The following is an 18,566-nucleotide window of genomic DNA, read 5'->3' on the forward strand; positions in this document are numbered from 1 at the left end:
CGAGAAACCCACCGCGCCCGCCGGATTCGAGTCCGGCGGGCGCGGTCGTGCCCGGCCCCGCCGATCGGCTGGAACAGCGGACGCGCAGCCCGCGAGAATCGGGCGTCGCCCGACTCGGCAGCGGCGTCGGAGGCCTGTGGCACGGCCGGTCGGGGCGTAGACGGCGGCCTTGTGGGACGTGGACGGCGGACCGGTTGGGACCTGGGCGGCGAGTCGGCCGCGGGGGTGAACGGCGTGAATCGTGTTGGGGTTCAGTGGAAATAGGGGCGTGTGGGGGTTGGGGGCGGGGTTACTCTCGGGGGATGGCTCCTACTCGGGACGAACTGATCACCCATTTGCTGAAGACGGGCATGGCGGGGTCGGTCGCCACGCCCAGGGAGAACAACCTCGAGCACTATCGGATGATGGCGGAGGGCGACCTCTACTTCCAGTTCGGCATGGACTTCGGGGGGCGGTGGAGCGCGGACGCGGTGCTCGAGCTGATGGCGCGCAAGGTTGGGGTGAACCCGCGGCTCAATTTCCGGCGCGGGGTGGACACCATCGACCCGGAGCTGACCGCCGACGCGTTGCAGCGGTATGCCGTCCGATTCCGCCGGGCCCTGGTCGAGCGGGAGCGGGTGCTGTTCGCCACCGGGCATCCCCGCACGCTGCGGCGGATGTACCAGCGGCTGGCGGGCGAACTGACCGCGGCGGGCGGCACCGTGCTGGAGTTCGGGGCGGGCGAGCGCTTCCAGGGCGATACGAAATGGGCGGTGCGGGAACAGGAAGTGCGCTTCGATCGCGGTGTCGCGACCGTCGCGGTGGCGGGCAATTCGGTGCACTCGCATACCGCGCAGGCCGCGCGGGTCGTGCTCGAGGCCATCGCCGCGGCCGGGGAGGCGCCGCCGGATCTGGTGGTCGCCGACCACGGCTGGTGCGGCGGAGCGGCTTTCGCGGGGATCGACGCCATCGGCTTCGCCGACTGCAACGACCCGGCGCTGTTCGTGGGCGAGGAAGAGGGCACCGTGCTGGTCGCGGTGCCCCTCGACGACGGCATCGAGGAAGAGCAGTACGACCTGCTCGCGCAGTTCGTCCTCGACGACTGACCCGGGGTACGAGAAAGGCCCGGCCCGACCGGATGCGGTCGGCCCGAGCCTCGGGATGTAGCTCAGTCCTCGCCGAAGATGCGGCGGCGGTCGCGCTGCTCGGCCTCGGCGGCGGCGATACGGCGCTGTTCCTCGGCCTCGAGATGCAGGGCGGTGCGGCTCCACACCACGCGAATCCAGTGGAAGGTCAGCACCATCACCGCGATGGTGGCCAGGATCAGGCCGAAGCCGGGGCCCGCGCCCTGATAGTTGCCGAGGCCGGGGGTGTTGCGGTGCCAGATCGAGAAGACGCCGAACACGCTCGCGATGGCCGAACCGGCGACCGCGATCCAGGCCAGCACCCAGCGCCGGGTCATCAGCGCCAGCAGCGAGAAGCCGATGCCGAACACCACCACGAACCATTCGAAGATCCGCGAGGGCAGGCCGATGTGCTCGGCCTGGGCGGCCGCGTCGTAGAGCAGCACGTCGAAGCCGCGCGCACCGCCCGCGTGCGGCAGCACCAGCGAGATCAGCAGGGCGAACACCGCGACGGCGACCACCATGGCGCGCACGCCCGGGTCGATCTCCCCGGCGATCTTGCGCTCGACGGCTTCCAGATCCGCGCGGAACTGTTCGAAGTCCTGACTGTCCTTCGCCGACTTCATGGTCTCCTCGTTCACCTCGGGCGCGCGATCGGGCGCCGAATCGGATTGTGCGGCTTGATCTTCCGTACGCCCGCGCGCCGCGTCCCGGTCCTCGACACGGTCCGGTTCGGCATCTTCGGGGCCGGTGGGCTTGTGCTCGCTCATGGGGTGTGGTCCTGAGTCATGCGGGAGTGGTGTCGACCCACATCATGCCCGGCCGCCGATTCGATCTACTACGGGGTGTCGGAATCAGGCCCGGGAACGCGGGCCGCCCCGGGCCCGGAATCGGCGAGCCCCCGGGATCGGCCGCCACTCCCGACTCCGCCATCGGCCGCCGCGCAATACCGGAGCGAGCCGCCGCCGGCGGTTCCGGAATCAGTCGCCGCAGGCCGAGCCGCAACCGGCCGCCGCCGTCTCCACGACCACGGGCGCGCCGATACGCGGCAGGCCCAGCCCGACGCCGATCGGCGCGGTCTTCGGGGTGACCCCGCGCTCGTGGGCGTCGCCCGCGGCGGTGCGGCGATGGCTGAAGACCGCGCTGTCGGCGATGAGGTGATGCGGGGCCGCTTCGGTGACGTCCACGGTGACGATGTCGCCGGGCCGGATCTCCGAGCCCGCGGGCAGGTCGGCGGGCGGCCGGAAGTGCACCAGCCGGCCGTCGCGAGCCCGCCCGCTCATGCGCGCGGTGGCGGCGTTCTTCTTGCCCGCGCCCTCGGCGACGAGCAGCTCGACCCGGGTGCCGATGAGCGCCTGGTTACCCTCCAGCGACATCTGCTCCTGCAGCGCGATGAGGCGCATGTAGCGCTCCTGCACCACTTCCTTGGGCAGCTGATCGGGCATGTCCGCGGCCGGGGTGCCCGGGCGAATCGAGTACTGGAAGGTGTACGCACTGGTGAAGCGCGCCTCGCGCACCACGTCCAGCGTCGCCTGGAAATCTTCTTCGGTCTCCCCCGGGAAGCCCACGATGATGTCGGTGGTGATGGCCGCGTGCGGCATGACCGCGCGAACCTTCTCGATGATGCCCAGGAACTTCTTGCTGCGGTAGGACCGCTTCATCGCCTTGAGCACCCGGTCCGAGCCCGACTGCAGCGGCATGTGCAGCTGCGGGCACACATTGGGCGTCTCGGCCATCGCCTCGATGACGTCGTCGGTGAACTCCGCCGGATGCGGGGAGGTGAAGCGCACGCGCTCGAGCCCCTCGATGCTCCCGCAGGCGCGCAGCAATTTCGCGAACGCGCCGCGGTCGCGCTCCTCGGTCGGATCGGCGAACGAGACGCCGTAGGCATTCACGTTCTGCCCCAGCAGGGTCACCTCGAGCACGCCCTGGTCGACCAGCGCCTGCACCTCGGCCAGCACATCGCCTGGCCGGCGGTCGACCTCCTTGCCGCGCAGCGCGGGCACGATGCAGAACGTGCAGGTGTTGTTGCAGCCCACCGAGATCGACACCCACCCGGCATAGGCGGATTCGCGCTTGGCGGGCAGCGTGGACGGGAACGCCTCGAGCGATTCGATGATCTCGACCTGCGCCTGCTCGTTGTGGCGGGCACGCTCGAGCAGCACCGGCAGCGAGCCGATGTTGTGGGTGCCGAACACCACATCGACCCAGGGGGCCTTCTTGACCACGGTGTCGCGGTCCTTCTGCGCCAGACAGCCGCCGACGGCGATCTGCATGCCGGGGCGCTCGGCCTTGATCGGCGCGAGGTGCCCGAGCGTGCCGTACAGCTTGTTATCGGCGTTCTCGCGCACCGCGCAGGTATTGAAGACCACCAGGTCGGCGGTGGCGCCCGGGACCGCGCGGCGGTAGCCGGCATCCTCGAGCAGACCCGAGAGGCGTTCGGAGTCATGCACGTTCATCTGGCACCCGTAGGTGCGGACCTCATAGGTCCGCGTGGTCGCACCCGGCTCCGCGTCCGTGCCGAGCCCGTCAACCACGCCGAGTGCCGAAACCTGCGCCAACGAATTCACCCAACCAGGGTAATGGCTGCGCGGATGGGCCCATCCACCCCGTCCGCGGACGGTGACCTGGCTCTCCCCGGTCACACGAGCGTCAACCCGCGGTTACGCGGGGATGTCGAGTCCCGGCACAGTGTCCTTTGCCAGAGCAAAGACGAGCATTTCGGGCATGATCCCTCTAAGGTCACTGGTCATGACCGACGCGCCTGTATCCGTCACGAAATCCGCGCCGATGATCTCCATGCGGACGGTGGACAAGCACTTCGGCTCGCTGCACGTTCTGCGGGACATCAACCTCGAAGTGCCCAAGGGGCAGGTCGTGATCGTGGTGGGACCGTCCGGATCCGGCAAGTCGACCCTGTGCCGCACCATCAACCGGCTCGAGACCATCGATTCCGGAACCATCGCCATCGACGGGGTGGAACTGCCCGACGAAGGCCGTGCCCTGGCCAAGCTGCGCGCCGACGTGGGCATGGTGTTCCAGTCCTTCAACCTGTTCGCGCACAAGACCATTCTCGAGAACGTCATGCTCGCACCGGTCAAGGTGCGCGGCATCGACAAGGCCAAGGCCAAGGCCGCCGCCATGGAGCTGCTGACCCGGGTCGGCATCGCCAACCAGGCCGACAAGTATCCGGCGCAGCTGTCCGGCGGACAGCAGCAGCGCGTCGCGATCGCTCGCGCGCTGGCCATGAATCCCAAGGTGATGCTGTTCGACGAGCCCACCTCCGCGCTGGATCCGGAGATGGTGTCCGAGGTCCTCGAGGTCATGGTGCAGCTGGCCAAGGACGGCATGACCATGGTCGTGGTCACCCACGAGATGGGCTTCGCGCGCAAAGCCGGTAATCGCGTGCTGTTCATGGCCGACGGGCAGATCGTCGAGGACACCGATCCGGAAAAGTTCTTCACCGCACCCGAATCCGATCGCGCCAAGGATTTCCTGGGCAAGATCCTCAGCCACTGACCGTTCGGCACATTTCGTTCCGGGTATCGCCGGGAGAGTTTTACCGAGAGAAGAGGACTTTCGATGAGGTTCGCACACACGTTCAAGATCGCGGCCGGAGCGCTGGCCATCGCGGTCGTCGCGGCCGGTTGCGGCGGCGGCAGCGACAAGACGGCCACTGAGAACGCGGCCGACGGCAAGCTGACGATCGGCATCAAGTTCGATCAGCCGGGTCTGGGGCTGCAGAACAAGGACGGCTCGTTCAGCGGGTTCGACGTGGACGTGGCCACCTATGTCGCCGACAAGCTGGGCGTGAAGTCCGGGGATATCAAGTTCGTCGAGTCGCCGTCCGCCCAGCGTGAGACGCTGATCGAGAACGGGCAGGTCGACTTCGTCGTCGCGACCTACTCGATCAACGACAAGCGCAAGGAGAAGGTCGACTTCGCGGGTCCGTATTTCATTACGGGACAGTCGTTCCTGGTGCGCTCGGACAACACCGACATCACCGGGCCGGACAGCCTCAAGGGCAAGAAGGTGTGCTCGGTCAAGGGTTCGACCCCGGCGCAGAACATCGAGAAGAACTACCCCGAGACCCAGCTGCAGACGTACGACACGTACTCGCTGTGCCTCGAGGGGCTCAAGGGCAAGGCCGTGGACGCGGTCACCACCGACGCGGTGATCCTGGCCGGTTACGCGGCGCAGCAGCCGGGTGTGTTCAAGGTCGTGGGTCAGCCGTTCACCACCGAGAAGTACGGCATCGGTGTGAAGAAGGGCGACACCGAGTCGCGCAACAAGATCAATGATGCGATCGAGTCGATGATCAGCAGCGGCGCCTGGAAGGCCGCGGTGGAGAAGAACTTCGCGGGCGTCGGCTTCGAGGTGCCCACCCCGCCGACGGTCGACCGCTACTGAGTTGAAGGCGCGTGCCGGGCGTTTCACATGAATCCGCCCGGCACGCTTCGCATTTCGATCGGAGGGACGCGACAGCCGTGTTCGACTTGATCTCCCGGTACGACACCCAGCTGTACGACGCGTTCTGGGTGACCATCAAACTGACGCTCTATTCGGCGCTCGGCGCGCTGATTCTGGGCACCATCGTGGCCGGCATGCGGGTCTCGCCGGTGCCGATCGCGCGCTGGGTCGGCACGGCGTACGTCAACATCTTCCGTAACACGCCGCTGACCGTGATCATCGTGTTCTGCTCGCTCGGCCTGTACACGACCCTGCAGATCAAGCTCGCGCCGGACGGTCCGAACGACCTGATGGAGAACAACTTCCGGTACGCGGTGCTCGGATTGAGCGTGTACACGGCGGCTTTCGTCTGCGAATCGCTGCGCTCGGGCATCAACACCGTGCCGCTGGGGCAGTCCGAGGCCGGGCGCTCGCTGGGCCTGACCTTCTTCCAGAATCTGCGAGTCGTGGTGCTGCCGCAGGCCTTTCGCGCGGTGATCGCGCCGCTGGGCAGCGTGTTCATCGCGCTGACCAAGAACTCGACCGTGGCCTCGGTGATCGGTGTCAGCGAGGCCGCGCTGCTGATGGACGACATGATCGAGGTCGAGGCCGCGCCGCTGCTGGTCGGCGCGATCTTCGCGACCGGCTTCGTGCTGCTCACCCTGCCCGCCGGGCTGCTGTTCGGCTGGCTGGCCAAACGATACGAGGTGGCGCGATGACGTCGGCATCGGTCCTGTACGACGCGCCCGGACCCAAGGCGCGCCTGCGTTATCGGCTGTATTCGGTGGTCGTGGTGGCGCTGCTGCTGGCGGCGGCCTGGTTCGTCTACAGCGGGCTCGCGGAGAAGGATCAGTTCACCGCGGAGAAGTGGAAGCCGTTCCTGGAGGGGCAGGTCTGGACGACCTACCTGCTGCCGGGCCTGCGGGGCACGGTGGTCGCGGCGGTGTTGTCGATCACGCTGGCGCTGGTGATCGGCATGACCTTCGGCATCCTGCGGCTCTCCGATCATCGGGCGGTGCGCTGGACCGCGGGCGCGGTGGTCGAACTGTCCCGGGCGATCCCGGTGCTGATCCTGATGATCTTCCTGTTCGCGATCTACTCCGAATACAACGTCTTCCCCTCCGATCAGCTGGCGCTGGCGGCGGTGGTGACGGCGCTGACCATCTACAACGGCTCGGTCATCGCCGAGATCGTGCGCTCGGGCATTCGCTCGCTGCCGCGCGGTCAGGGCGAGGCGGCGGTCGCGCTCGGCATGCGCAAGGGCCAGCTCATGCGGCTGGTGCTGCTGCCGCAGGCGATCACCGCCATGCTGCCCGCGCTGGTGTCGCAGATGGTGGTGGCGCTCAAGGATTCCGCGCTCGGCTACGCCATCACCTATCCCGAGGTGGTGCGGGCCGGCAAGCGCCTGGGCGCTGCGGAGCAGAACACCATTCCCGCGCTGCTCGTCGTGGCCGCGCTGATGATCGTGCTCAACTACGCGCTGTCCGTGGTGGCCACGCGCCTGGAGAAGTGGCTGCGCACCCGCAAGCGCGGCAGCAGCGCCGTGGTGGCGGCGGACGCCAACATCGCCGACGCGACCCCGGGCATGGATCTGACCGGCGGCAAGAAGTAGGCGCCTGCCCCGTCGAAACAGCCGCGACCGGCCCCGGAGGTTACGCCTCCGGGGCCGGTTCGCTGTCCGGTTCCGGCCGATCCCGTTCCGCCGGACCGAGTCGTTACGGCCAATGTCACTGGAGAGCAGGACAATCGGCGCTCCCGGCTCTCATACTGAATCTCATGAGCGACCATGACCGTGCGCGCAGGCAGCTGTACCTCGGCCTGATAGTGGCCGCGGTCATCGCCCCCCTCGCCGCCCTCTGCGCGGCCCTGGCCGCCGCGATCGGCGCCCGACTGGTGGAGGATGCCCGAAACCGCCTGGGCGCCGCCGAAACTCTGCCCAGACGCCCCGATTCCCCGGTTCGCCTCGCGACCCCGCGCCCCGCGGGTCGCACCGATCACCGACGCCCCCGGCGCGCCCCTACCCGGCACACGGGCCGAATCCTGCACTGAACCAAACGGTTCCGCACCGGTCCCCATCACCGCCCGCTGTTCCACGGGCGGCCCGCTCAGCCACTCGTTGCGGTCGAGCAGGCCGAGTACCAGGTCAGCATCGAGTTCGGTGGTGGTGGCCAACCGGCGCAGGAACATCGGCAACAAAGCCTTCACGTCGGCGCGATCGCCGACGGTGTTACCGAGCTTGATCAGCAGCCAAAAGGGAGTTACCCGGTCGATGTGGACCGGCGCGCCGCAGTGGGGGCAGCGGTCGAGAACCGGGCGGCGGGGGTAGGTGTCGAACGCGGAGGCCACGGCCGTGAGTGCCGTTTCGAGGTCCGTGTTCACCGTCCGATCATCGCATCGGGCGACGGCGGAGATCGGGAACGGGTTTCGGGGAGATGAGATGTCTTGTGTGCGAAAAGGTTGCCGAATCTTTCTCGCGGGGCGTGTCAATCGCTGAACTCCGCCGATTCGATTGATGAACTCGCCTATCATCACCGTGCGGTTTTGTTCTATAAGCGCTTTTCATGGCTAGTTTCATCGCTTTTATCGGCGGGCGTGACAGGTGCCACTCGAGGTAACAGCGGTTTGAATGCTGCCGGTTTACCGTCTGAACTCATTCGTCTAGTCGGGAGGTTGCGATGTTCGATGGGAAGAAGGTTGTGGTGGTAGCGGCTGTCGCGGCGGCGGGGCTGGCGATGGCCGGGTGTTCGACGAAGGACGATGCCGGGGCCGAGGCCGGGACGCCGAGTGCGCCCGTCACGACGGTCACGTCGGTCACCCCGACGCCCGGGCCCGCGAACGAGAGCGACGACCCGGGCGAACAGGGCGGGGGCGTGCGGATTCCGCTGGGCGACACTCAGCGGGTGGCGGTGCCGGCGGACGCGGTGCTCGACATCAAGGGCAAGGCGAAGTGGGAGCCCGCCTGGGTGCAGTGCACGGTGGTCGATTCCGCGGGTAACCCGGTGGAACTGCTGCCGCCCCCGGCCGACGCCGAACCCGAATCCGCCGCCCACGGCGGCACCTACCTGCCGTTCTACACGATCGCCGCGCCCGCGAGCGCGCCCGGCGGCGGCGTCGACGTCACCTGCGTCGGCGTCGACGGGAAGCTGGGGCCCACCGATTTCGTCCGGGTCGTGCCGCGCGGGGTGATGCCCGCCCCCGCCAACTGATCCTGCGTACCCGCCCCCAGCACGCGCCGATGCGGCCTCGCTGATAACCGGCGAGGCCGCATCCGTTGGTCCACAACACTTTCGACCAGCCGCGGCGGTGACGACCCGCCGCGGCCCGACCGCGGTGGCCGGAGCCACCGGCGCCGGGGTCACGCCGCGAGCGCCGCGGCGATCTTCTGGGACATCGCGACCACCGCGGGGGCAGGCTCGCCCTTCTTCGGCTGCGAGGCGGCCGCCACGGCGACCATGATGGTGTCGCGGAAGTTGGCCGCCTCGCCCGGGTACTCCTCGAGCAGCCCCACGGTGGCGGTCAGGCTCGGCAGGATCTGCTCGGCCAGCTCGGCGACCGACTTGCCGGTCAGGTGGATGTCGTTGGACCTGCCGGAGAGCACGTGCCCGACCAGTCCCGTCGCGGACAGCAGTGCGGCGGAGCCGCGGGAGACGCTCTTGGCGCCGGCGGCGGCCAGCAGGGTGATCGCGCCGTAGGCGGCGGTGCGCAGGACGCTCTGGTCCTGGGCGGTCAGGGCGACGGTGGCGTTCGACATGGTGTACTCCTCGGTTTCGGTTGCGGCCCCGGGGTTTCGGTTCCCGGTGCCGCTCGCTTCGTTGATGTACACACTCTGTCCGGCCCGGCTGACACGACGCTGACAGCCGACTGACAGGTCCGCTGACACGGTGACGGCCGCGCGAACCACGAGGAAAGCCAGCGCTTTTCGTGCACTGATCCCACCCGCAGGCACACCGGATTCAGGCGCGGGCCCGCCAACTCGACACCGTCCCGAACGAAGGCGACACGGTCCCGGCCCGGGACCACACGCGGGATCGACCTCCAGGTCGATCAAGCCGCTGGAACCGACCCCCATTCCAGGATGGCCGACCGGTCGGGTCGGATGGCGGGCGGCGGCCGGTGATACGACACCGAGCGGCTGTCCAGGACTCCGTCAGCGGATCGGTGACCTGTCCCTGTGCCGGTGCGCTATTCCTCGGAATCGTCGCCGGGCGCGGCGAAGGTGAAGCCTTCCAGCTCGGCTTTGACGACCGTGTAGGCGGTGCCGGGGTTGTAGCCGCGCCGGGCCAGCATGCCGACCAGGCGGCGGATCGCTTTCTCGCGGTCGAGCGACGCGGGCAGGGAACGGAGCTTGCGCCGGACCAGTTCGGCGGCGCGCTCGGTTTCGTCGTCGGAGCTGATCGTCGAGAGCGCCTCCTGCGCCTGCTCCTCGTCGATGCCTTTGCGCCGCAACTCCAGCGCGAGCGCCTTCTTTCCCTTCCCGGAGAAAGTGTGCCGGGAGTAGACCCACTCCTGCGCGAAGGCGGCGTCGTCGATCAACCCCACCTCGGTGAGGCGATCCAGCGCCCGATTGGCGACCTCGACGCTGAATCCCTTGGTGGCCAGCCGATCCGCCAGCTCCGACCGGCTGCGCGCCCGATCGGTCAGCAACCGCAAACACGCGTCCTTGGCCGCGACCTCGGTGCCGCCGTCCGGCAACGGCTCCCCCGGCATCCGCCGGGCCCGCCGCGACCGCCCGCCCTCGCGCGACTCGTCGTCGCCCCGTCCCCCCGCCGAATCCTCGCGACCCCGCCGGCCCCCGCGCCGCCGTCGTCCACGATCTTCGCGCTCGAGCTCGTCCGCGTCCGCCGCACCACCGTACGATCGACCATCCCGCAGGTCGTCAGCACCGAACTGCCGTGCCCCAGAAGGCTCATCGTCGCCACGTGATCGGCCGCGTTCGCCGTTGTGCGGATCATCCTCACCGAGACGTGGCGACCGCTTCGTCGCCGACTCCGCACCGCCCGATTCGCCCGCCGGACCGGTGCCGCGGCGGAGCAGGCCCGCGCGCAGCAGATCCTCGATGCGGGGCGGCTCGCCGGAGTCCTCGGGTACCGGACGCGAGCGGCAGGCACGACGGGGCGGGCTCGCGGAATCCGGGGCGTCGGCGTCGGGATATGTTGCCGCCGAGCGGTTTTCGGAGCGGGGACGATCGATGTCGCCCGGGGCGGGCGACGCTTGTTCTCGCTGCCCGTTCGGCCGACGCCGACCGGAGTATTCGGAGCCGCGGTGCGGCCGTGCGGCATCCGAGCCGGGTGCGGACAGGGCGTCGCGCGGGTCTGCTGTGCGCTGCGCCGCAGCATTGCGCGCGTCCGCCCCGAGTTCGTTCCGGCCATCCGGCTCGGTGCGGATCGTGCGGTCGGGCTCGGACGGTGCGGCCCAGGGATCTTCGCGGGCGCCGGTCCGATCCCAGGAATCGTCGGTGGAGACCCCGCGCCAGGCGTCGTCCTCGGCGACCGCGGCCCGGCCCCACGGATCATCCTCGGCGGGCGGGGCGGCGTTCTCCCAGTCCGAGACGTGGCGGGAATTGGTTGCCACGCGGGCGGACTCGTCGGCGGCGGCGCCGGAATCCCAGTTGCCGCCGGAGCCGCCTTCATCCCAGCGGCTGGTGGGAGCCCACGGGTCGGAGCGGGAACCGCCGCGCGAGCGGGACTTTCGAGATTTCGAACCGTCGAACTGGCGCCGGAGGCTTTCTACCGCGTCCAGGCGCGAACCATCGGGCCCCGGCGGAAGGTGCCGGGGCCCGGTGGCGGGACGTTCATCGGGCATGAAGGCCTAGAAGTCGGCCGGGGCCGCCGCCGCAGCTTCCGCGGTGACATCGGCGCCGATGCCGAGCTTCTCCTTGATCTTCTTCTCGATCTCGTCGCGCACGTCGTTGTTCTCGAGCAGGAACTTGCGGGCGTTCTCCTTGCCCTGGCCGAGCTGGTCGCCCTCGTAGGTGTACCAGGAGCCGGACTTGCGGATGAAGCCGTGCTCGACACCCATATCGATGATCGAGCCCTCCTTGGAGATGCCCTGCCCGTAGAGGATGTCGAACTCGGCCTGCTTGAACGGCGGGCTGACCTTGTTCTTGACGACCTTGACGCGGGTGCGGTTACCGACCGCGTCGCTGCCGTCCTTGAGGGTCTCGATGCGGCGCACGTCCAGGCGGACCGAGGCGTAGAACTTCAGCGCCTTACCACCGGTGGTGGTCTCGGGGGAGCCGAACATCACGCCGATCTTCTCGCGCAGCTGGTTGATGAAGATCGCGGTGGTGCCCGAGTTGTTCAGCGCGCCCGTCATCTTGCGCAGCGCCTGGCTCATGAGGCGGGCCTGCAGGCCGACGTGGCTGTCACCCATCTCGCCCTCGATTTCCGCGCGCGGCACCAGGGCGGCGACGGAGTCGATGACGATGATGTCGATGGCGCCGGAACGCACCAGCATGTCGGCGATTTCGAGCGCCTGCTCACCGGTGTCGGGCTGGGAGACCAGCAGCGCGTCGGTGTCGACGCCGAGCTTGCGGGCGTAATCGGGATCGAGCGCGTGCTCGGCGTCGATGAACGCCGCCACGCCGCCGAGGGCCTGCGCGTTGGCCACCGCGTGCAGCGCGACCGTGGTCTTACCGGAGGATTCCGGACCGTAGATCTCCACGACGCGACCACGCGGCAGACCGCCGATGCCGAGCGCGACGTCCAGCGAGATGGAGCCGGTCGGAATCACCGCGATGGGCTGGCGGGACTCTTCGCCCAGGCGCATGACCGCGCCCTTGCCGAAGCCCTTCTCGATCTGCGCGAGCGCGAGTTCGAGTGCTTTGTCGCGATCGAATGCCTGTGGTGCCATCGTCCGGTCCCCTTTTCGACGGGTGAGTCTCAATCTGTGGTTGGCGCCCACGTTAGAGGGCGGCACCGACAAGTTCCGACGACAGCTTAAACGAACACCTGTTCGAGGCAAACACCACGCCACGCGACACGCAGGACCAATCCATACGGAACAGCCACCGGCGATAGCTGTCGCACATGACCGTCCCCGCTGTCACGGCACCGGATTGATCCGATCCGCGTCCAGGAGCGTCTGCGCCTGCTTGAACACCCGCAGCGCGGGCGTCACCTCCACATCGGTGATGCCCTCCAGCGCGCCCAGCCGCTCGGTGAGATACCGGTACAGGTGCGAGGTGTCCCGGCACACCAGCGCGGCGGTCAGATTGGTCGGCCCGGTGGTGGCCGCGACGTAGGTGACCTCGGGATGGGTGGCCAGAATCGCGCCCACCGCCGCCAGATCCGCGGGCCGGGTCCGCATCCACAGCGCCGCGCGCACCGCGAATCCCATTCGCTCCAGGGCGAAATCGAGGTCGAAGTACAGCACCCCGGCGTCGATGAGCTCGCTCATGCGCCGCGCCGCCCGGGGCGGGCTCCACCCGGTGGCCGCGGCCAGCTGCGCGTACGGGGCCCGCGCGTCCCGCCCGAGCACGGCCAGCATGGCCTCGTCCTCGGGCGAGAGCGCGATGGGCAGCTCGTGCACGGCCCGATCCTGTACCGGCCGACGGGGTCCCAGCTCCCGCAGCTGATCCGCGTCGAACAGCCGGCTGTAGCGCGGCCACTCCTCGTCGAGCGGAAAGTTGTGCAGCACTTCGTAGGCGAGCAATCCGGTCACGTGCGGCGCGCGCGGAATCAGTTGCAGCAGCAGGGCGTCGCGGCGCTGCGCCGACCGCGCCCGGCTCACGCACATCACCTCGGATCCGGTGGACAGCAGCGAAACCCAGCTCAGGTCGGGTATCCGCGCCAGCGACTCCCCCAGTCGCAGTGCGGCGTCGGGCGTGGATCTGATGCGCATGATCCAGCGCGCGTGGCCGAGCGGCACCACGTTCACCTGCCCGGAGAGGTGAACGATCCCGCGCACGCGCAGCGATCGATACCGCCGCGCCACCGTCTGCTCCGACACACCCAGGATCTCACCGAGTTTCGCGAAGGGTATGCGCGCGTCCACGACCAGCGCGTGCACGATTCGCTTATCGAGATCATCGAAAATGACGGAATAATGCGGTGTTTCGACCTCCACAGGAGGAATCTAACGATTTCCGGGCTTCGACTAGGACAAAACAGGCGCGAGTCACACGCTGAGCGAACACATTCGTTCACTCCCCCGGAGGTTCCCGTGCGGAAATGGCTTCCGCTGTACGCCGCGTGCCTGGGCACGCTCATGCTGCTCATCGACGTCACCATCGTCAATGTCGCGCTCCCCGATATGACCGTCGATCTCGGCGCGGGGCTCTCGGGCCTGCAATGGATCGTCGACGGCTACGCGCTGGCGCTGGCGGCGCTGCTGCTGGCCATGGGTTCGGTCGCGGACCGGATCGGGGCCAAACCCGTCTACCTGGCCGGGCTCACCCTGTTCGCGCTGGCGTCACTCGCCTGCGGAATGGCGGGCGGCACCGGCATTCTCATCGTCGCCCGGGTGCTGCAGGGCGTGGGCGGCGCGGCCATGTTCGCCACCACCCTGTCGCTGCTGCACGCCACCTACACCGGCCGCGACCGCGGCATCGCCTTCGGCGCGTGGGGCGCGGTGGGCGGCGCGGCGGCCGCACTGGGCGTGGTGCTCGGCGGCGTGCTCACCGATCTGCTGTCCTGGCGCTGGATCTTCTACGTCAATCTGCCGGTCGCCGCGCTGACCATCGCCCTGTCGGTCCTCGCTTTCCCGGCCTCGCAACGACTTCCGGGCCGCGGCTCGGATCTGCCGGGCATGCTGTCCTTCACCACCGCGGCGACCGGACTCACCTTCGGCATCATCCGCGGCGGCGAAGACGGCTGGGGCGACGGCCTCGCGCTCGCCGCGCTGCTGCTCGGCGCCGGCGCGCTCGCGGTGTTCGCGGTCATCGAATCCCGCACCGCCGCACCGATGTTCCCGCTCGCGTTGCTGCGCAACCGCACGTTCTCGGCGACGCTGTTCGGCGCGTCCGGGCAGACATTCGCCGCGTTCGCGGCGTCACCGCTCATCTCGCTGTGGCTGCAGCAGCAGCTGAACCTGTCGCCGCTGCACACCGGCCTGGCCATGCTGCCCATGGCGATCACCGCGTTCGTGGTCGCGGGGGCGACCGGGCGGATCCTGCACGACGCCGCACCGGCCTGGACCATCGGCGCGGGCCTGATCGTGATCGGCGCGGGCGCGGGGCTGCTCACCCTCATCGGGCCCGAATCCTCCTGGACGGCCTTGATTCCGGGCTTCGTGGTGATCGGCGCGGGCGCGGGCGTCAATGCCCCGGCGCTGGTGTCGACGAGTATGGCGGCCGTGCCGCCGCAGCAGGCGGGCATCGCGGCGGGCGCGGTGAACACCGCCCGGCAACTGGGTCTCGCACTGGGAGTCGCGGTGCTGGGCACGGTGTTCCGCGGCGCGGCCGGGGACGGGCAGCCGCTGCCGCGCACGGACTTCGTCGCCGGTCTCGATACCGCGCTGGTGGTGGCGGGCGCGGTCGGCATCGGATTCGGGGCGGCGGCGTTCGCACTGTTCCGCCGGGCCGAGACCACGATGACCGCGCGGCCCGAACCGGTTCCGGTCGATTGAATCGGCGCGCCCGGCCACAGTGGGGTACCGGGAACCTGAAAACCGCTGTGGCTCGGGCGCAACCAGAGCAGGGATGCTCCTATCGATCATGATCCTCGGCGCGCCCGGACTCAACCCGTCGCGCGAAGTTACCGCAGCGGCAACTCCCATTCCGCGTCCTCGGCGCTGCGCGGGCCGAAGATCCGGCGCTCGGATTCCTCGATCCGGGTGTCGTTGATGCTGGCCTCGCGGCGCGACATGAGCCCCTCGGGCGAGAACTCCCACAGCTCGTTGCCGTAGCTGCGCCACCACTGCCCGGCCTCGTCGTGCCATTCGTACTGGAAGCGCACGGCGATGCGGTTCTCCCGGAAACCCCAGAGTTCCTTGCGCAGGGCGTAACCGTTCTCGACGGACCATTTGCGCTTCAGGAAGTCCACGATCTCGGCGCGGCCGGTCAGGAACTCCTCGCGATTGCGCCAGACCGAATCCGCGGTGTAGGCGTTGGCGACGGTCTCGGGATCGCGGCTGTTCCACGCGTTCTCGGCAGCCCGCACCTTGGCTTTCGCCGAGTCCAGATCGAAGGGTGGCAGTGGTGGTCGCATGGCGCGTCCTGTCTCTGGAACGGGAAGAACTAACAGTTGTTCTTTGTTTGACAGGTTAGAAATTAGATCGAGCGACGCTCCCGCGTCAACCCCTGTAACTAAGATGACAGGTTAGAAAGGTGGTGATCCCGCGATGCTCGCCGCATGCCCGTTACCCTCAGTCGTGCTCGTTCCCCGCCCGCATCTCGGCGAACCCCTCGCCCTGGACCTGCTCAATACCCGCTGGATCTCCCCCGACGGACCGCAGGACCTGCTCACCGACGTGGACGGCCTGCGGCAGTGGCTGGCCGAGAACGCCCTGACCGCGCCGGCCGACGAGCCCACGCTGCGGGCCCTGCTCACCGCCCGCGAGGCGATCGCGAACACCGTGCGCGACCGCTCCTTCGACGAGCTGAACGCCGTCCTGGACCACGGCCGCGTGCGCCGCAGGCTCACCGCCGACGGGCCCGCCGACCTCCCCGACGTCGGGCAGGCGCGCTGGTTGCCGGCCTGGCTGGCCGCCGATGATCTGCTGCGACTGTGGGGCGTCGCGCCCGAACGCATCAAGCAGTGCGCGCACCCGAACTGCGTGCTGTACTTCTACGACACGTCCAAGAACGGCACCCGGCGCTGGCATTCCATGCTGACCTGCGGCAACCGGGCCAAGGCGACCAGGCACTACGCGAAGAAGACCCGGTCCGAGGACTGACCCGTCAGGGCCGGGTCACCACCGTCCGCGCGGCACGTCGAACTCCGCGCACAGCGCCCGCCACACCACCCGCGGGTCCACGCCCGACTCGATGGCCTGCGCGCCCGTGCGTCCCATGGACGGCAGCACGTGGTCGATCAACAGCGCATCGCCGCGCGCCGAACCGAATTCGGTATGCAAGAGCTCCTGGAATTCCGTCAATCGCACGGCCGCGAGCCTACGCTAGGCGCGCGGCCGCCAGCACGTCGTGGCACACCCGCACCGGATCGGAGACCACCGAGATCCCGGCCGCGGCCGAGCGCGCGGCGGCCCGATAGGACGGCTCCGCGAGCACCCGGGCGACCGCGTCCCGCACGGCCTCCGCGGTCAGCGGGCGGACCAGGATCGAACTGCCCTGGCGCGCGGCGCGATTGGCCAGCTCCCACTGATCGCCGCCACCCGGAATCGTCACCAGCGGCACCCCCGCCAGCAGCGATTTGGCCAGCAACCCGTGCCCGCCACCGCCGATGACCACCGCGGCGTGCCGCAGCAGCTCGTCCTGACGGCCCAAACCCGCGGTGGCCCAGGCCGGTAGATCCGCGGGCGGGGTGTCCAGGGTGGACACCGCGACGCGCACTCCCGCGCCGTCCAGACCCGTCAGCACCGTCTCCACCATGTCGGCGACGCCGGTGTGCGCGGTCGAGGGGGCGACCATGACCAGGGGCTCGGACCCCGGCGGCAGCGTCAGCACGTCCTTGGTCGGCTCCCACAGCAGCGGGCCGACCAGGTGCGCGTTCTCCGGCCAGTCCGGGCGCGGCACCTCGAGCGCGGGCAACGTCGCCACCAGCCGGGCCGCCGGGCCCGGATCCTGTGCCGCCAGACCGACACTGGCGCGGGCGGTACCGCGCTGGGCCTCGCCGCGCCGAATGTCGCGGGCGGTCAGCGTGCGCAACACCGAATCGCGCGCCCGGCCCCGCACGCCCGCGCCCGCGGCGAGCCCGCTGCCGATCGGCGGCAGGCCCTTGGACGGCAGGTACAGCGGATGCGGTGAGAGCTCCACCCACGGCAGCCCGAGCCGTTCGGCGGCCATGCCGCCGCCGGCGGTCAGCACGTCGGAGACCACCAACTCGGGCAGCATAGCGCTGAGATCGGGCAGGATCTCGGTCGAGATGTGCGCTGCCCGTTCATGAATCCGGGCCCCGGCGTCGGCGTCGTCGTCCCCGGCCCGGGGCGCCAGGCCCTTCAGCCGGCGCACCCCGATCCCGGCGTCGCGCGCGGCGTCGAACCAGCGCGGGCTGGTGAACAGCACCGGCTCGTCGCCCGCCGCCAGCAATCGAACGCACAGGGCGATCGCCGGAAAGGCATGTCCGGGATCCGGCCCGGCCACCACTGCTACTCGCACGCGCCCAGGGTGTCATATCTCGCCTGGAACGGCGGCACCAACACCACCGGTGTCGCGCCGCCGGGGATCGCGAGGCGGTAACTCAGCCGAAGTGATACAGCTCGAAGGCGACCGCCCGCGCGGCCGCGAAGCCCTCCTTGGGCCCGGAGGTCATCTCCAGCACCGCCCTGGCCTGGTCGGCGACCGGTTCGTCGCTCAGCGCCGCGAGGTAGCGGTGATGGCAGGTGAGCGATTCGACGGCCTGCTCGATGTGATCGCTGACGTCCACCGCGTGGCTGCCGTCAGCGACCCCGGCCACCGCGGCCCAGCGCGGGGAATGCCGGGGCAGATCGGCGATCTCGGGGAAGATCCACTCGTTGCCGGCGTCCGAGACCGCGTCCAGGGCCGCGCGCCCGACGGCGCGGTGATCGGCGCTGTTGGCGTAGCCGCGCGCCCAGATATCCCCGAAGTTGAACAGCACCACCAGTTCCGGCTGATGCCTGCGAATGGCGGCGGCCAGATCGCGGCGCAGTTCCAGGCTCTCGACCACGCGCCCGTCCGGGTAGCCGAGGAACTCGACCGCGCTCACGCCGACCACCTTGGCGCTCGCGCGTTCCTCGTCCTCGCGCAGCGGCCCGCATTCGGCGGGCGGCAGGCCCGCGATACCGGCCTCGCCGCTGGTGACGAGCAGGTAGCGCACGTCCTTGCCCTGCGCGGTCCAGCGGGCCACCGCGGCGGCGCAGCCGTATTCGATGTCATCGGGGTGCGCGACGATGACCAGGCCGCGCTGCCAATCCTCGGGAAGCTGTTCCATATCA

General features: G+C 69.4%; 19 protein-coding genes. 9 read left to right on the top strand and 10 right to left on the bottom strand.

Going from position 1 to position 18,566, the window contains the following annotated elements; genetic code table 11:
• Positions 1 to 302: 302 nt before the first annotated feature.
• Positions 303 to 1,085 carry a phosphatase gene (locus ACFVBH_RS07870; protein WP_354987160.1) on the top strand — a complete coding sequence of 261 codons (783 nt, stop codon included), beginning with the start codon at positions 303 to 305 and terminating at the stop codon, positions 1,083 to 1,085.
• Positions 1,086 to 1,147: 62 nt separating this feature from the next.
• On the opposite strand, the gene ACFVBH_RS07875 is transcribed toward ACFVBH_RS07870, so the two are convergent.
• Both ACFVBH_RS07875 and miaB read right to left on the bottom strand, forming a co-directional pair.
• The gene (locus ACFVBH_RS07875; protein WP_354987170.1) at positions 1,148 to 1,729 is read right to left on the bottom strand and encodes a hypothetical protein; all 582 of its coding nucleotides are present in this window, start codon (positions 1,727 to 1,729) and stop codon (positions 1,148 to 1,150) included.
• 354 nt (positions 1,730 to 2,083) lie between these two features.
• Positions 2,084 to 3,640 carry a tRNA (N6-isopentenyl adenosine(37)-C2)-methylthiotransferase MiaB gene (gene miaB, locus ACFVBH_RS07880; protein ID WP_379001646.1) on the bottom strand — a complete coding sequence of 519 codons (1,557 nt, stop codon included), beginning with the start codon at positions 3,638 to 3,640 and terminating at the stop codon, positions 2,084 to 2,086.
• Positions 3,641 to 3,893: 253 nt separating this feature from the next.
• On the opposite strand from miaB, the gene ACFVBH_RS07885 reads away from it, so the two are divergent.
• From ACFVBH_RS07885 to ACFVBH_RS07910, 6 genes are all read left to right on the top strand, one after another.
• Positions 3,894 to 4,622, top strand: coding sequence for an amino acid ABC transporter ATP-binding protein (locus ACFVBH_RS07885; RefSeq protein ID WP_379001648.1), 729 nt, complete (start codon positions 3,894 to 3,896; stop codon positions 4,620 to 4,622).
• 63 nt (positions 4,623 to 4,685) lie between these two features.
• On the top strand, positions 4,686 to 5,513 hold the full coding sequence (locus tag ACFVBH_RS07890) for a glutamate ABC transporter substrate-binding protein (protein ID WP_354987159.1): 828 nt from the start codon (positions 4,686 to 4,688) through the stop codon (positions 5,511 to 5,513).
• Positions 5,514 to 5,590: 77 nt separating this feature from the next.
• Positions 5,591 to 6,271, top strand: coding sequence for an amino acid ABC transporter permease (locus ACFVBH_RS07895; RefSeq protein WP_354987158.1), 681 nt, complete (start codon positions 5,591 to 5,593; stop codon positions 6,269 to 6,271).
• Positions 6,268 to 7,164 (top strand): amino acid ABC transporter permease, encoded by an 897-nt coding sequence (locus tag ACFVBH_RS07900; RefSeq protein ID WP_379000760.1) that lies wholly within the window; start codon positions 6,268 to 6,270, stop codon positions 7,162 to 7,164. The genes ACFVBH_RS07895 and ACFVBH_RS07900 overlap by 4 nt, the downstream gene beginning before the upstream one ends.
• A gap of 164 nt (positions 7,165 to 7,328) precedes the next feature.
• Positions 7,329 to 7,601: a hypothetical protein gene (locus tag ACFVBH_RS07905; protein WP_354987156.1), complete on the top strand. Its 273-nt coding sequence runs from the start codon at positions 7,329 to 7,331 to the stop codon at positions 7,599 to 7,601.
• A 626-nt stretch (positions 7,602 to 8,227) separates the two neighbouring features.
• Positions 8,228 to 8,758 (top strand): hypothetical protein, encoded by a 531-nt coding sequence (locus tag ACFVBH_RS07910; protein ID WP_379000763.1) that lies wholly within the window; start codon positions 8,228 to 8,230, stop codon positions 8,756 to 8,758.
• A 149-nt stretch (positions 8,759 to 8,907) separates the two neighbouring features.
• Here the strand turns inward: ACFVBH_RS07910 and ACFVBH_RS07915 are convergent, their stop codons facing one another.
• The 4 genes from ACFVBH_RS07915 to ACFVBH_RS07930 all read right to left on the bottom strand — a co-directional run bounded on the left by ACFVBH_RS07915 (position 8,908) and on the right by ACFVBH_RS07930 (position 13,619).
• Positions 8,908 to 9,303: a hypothetical protein gene (locus ACFVBH_RS07915; RefSeq protein ID WP_354987154.1), complete on the bottom strand. Its 396-nt coding sequence runs from the start codon at positions 9,301 to 9,303 to the stop codon at positions 8,908 to 8,910.
• Between the two features lie 431 nt (positions 9,304 to 9,734).
• Positions 9,735 to 10,424 (bottom strand): recombination regulator RecX, encoded by a 690-nt coding sequence (recX, locus tag ACFVBH_RS07920; protein ID WP_379001650.1) that lies wholly within the window; start codon positions 10,422 to 10,424, stop codon positions 9,735 to 9,737.
• A 936-nt stretch (positions 10,425 to 11,360) separates the two neighbouring features.
• The gene (gene recA / locus ACFVBH_RS07925; RefSeq protein ID WP_354987152.1) at positions 11,361 to 12,404 is read right to left on the bottom strand and encodes a recombinase RecA; all 1,044 of its coding nucleotides are present in this window, start codon (positions 12,402 to 12,404) and stop codon (positions 11,361 to 11,363) included.
• Positions 12,405 to 12,596: 192 nt separating this feature from the next.
• A complete protein-coding gene (locus ACFVBH_RS07930) occupies positions 12,597 to 13,619 on the bottom strand; it encodes an Lrp/AsnC family transcriptional regulator (protein WP_379000766.1) in 1,023 nt (340 codons plus the stop codon).
• A gap of 96 nt (positions 13,620 to 13,715) precedes the next feature.
• Here ACFVBH_RS07930 and ACFVBH_RS07935 point away from each other — a divergent pair, with 96 nt between their 5' ends.
• A complete protein-coding gene (locus ACFVBH_RS07935) occupies positions 13,716 to 15,119 on the top strand; it encodes an MFS transporter (RefSeq protein WP_379000768.1) in 1,404 nt (467 codons plus the stop codon).
• A gap of 128 nt (positions 15,120 to 15,247) precedes the next feature.
• On the opposite strand, the gene ACFVBH_RS07940 is transcribed toward ACFVBH_RS07935, so the two are convergent.
• On the bottom strand, positions 15,248 to 15,700 hold the full coding sequence (locus ACFVBH_RS07940; protein ID WP_354987149.1) for a nuclear transport factor 2 family protein: 453 nt from the start codon (positions 15,698 to 15,700) through the stop codon (positions 15,248 to 15,250).
• Positions 15,701 to 15,833: 133 nt separating this feature from the next.
• Between ACFVBH_RS07940 and ACFVBH_RS07945 the strand changes: the two genes are divergently transcribed.
• Positions 15,834 to 16,388 (top strand): CGNR zinc finger domain-containing protein, encoded by a 555-nt coding sequence (locus tag ACFVBH_RS07945; RefSeq protein WP_379000771.1) that lies wholly within the window; start codon positions 15,834 to 15,836, stop codon positions 16,386 to 16,388.
• 15 nt (positions 16,389 to 16,403) lie between these two features.
• Here ACFVBH_RS07945 and ACFVBH_RS07950 read toward each other — a convergent pair whose 3' ends face one another.
• From ACFVBH_RS07950 to ACFVBH_RS07960, 3 genes are all read right to left on the bottom strand, one after another.
• The gene (locus tag ACFVBH_RS07950; RefSeq protein WP_379000773.1) at positions 16,404 to 16,595 is read right to left on the bottom strand and encodes a DUF3046 domain-containing protein; all 192 of its coding nucleotides are present in this window, start codon (positions 16,593 to 16,595) and stop codon (positions 16,404 to 16,406) included.
• A 10-nt stretch (positions 16,596 to 16,605) separates the two neighbouring features.
• Positions 16,606 to 17,769: a nucleotide disphospho-sugar-binding domain-containing protein gene (locus tag ACFVBH_RS07955; protein WP_354987146.1), complete on the bottom strand. Its 1,164-nt coding sequence runs from the start codon at positions 17,767 to 17,769 to the stop codon at positions 16,606 to 16,608.
• A gap of 82 nt (positions 17,770 to 17,851) precedes the next feature.
• Entirely contained in the window at positions 17,852 to 18,562 is a 711-nt protein-coding gene (locus ACFVBH_RS07960; protein ID WP_379000776.1) for a PIG-L deacetylase family protein, read from the bottom strand.
• Positions 18,563 to 18,566 lie beyond the last annotated feature (4 nt).

The organism is Nocardia sp. NPDC057668, from assembly GCF_042799795.1.
Taxonomy (GTDB): domain Bacteria; phylum Actinomycetota; class Actinomycetes; order Mycobacteriales; family Mycobacteriaceae; genus Nocardia.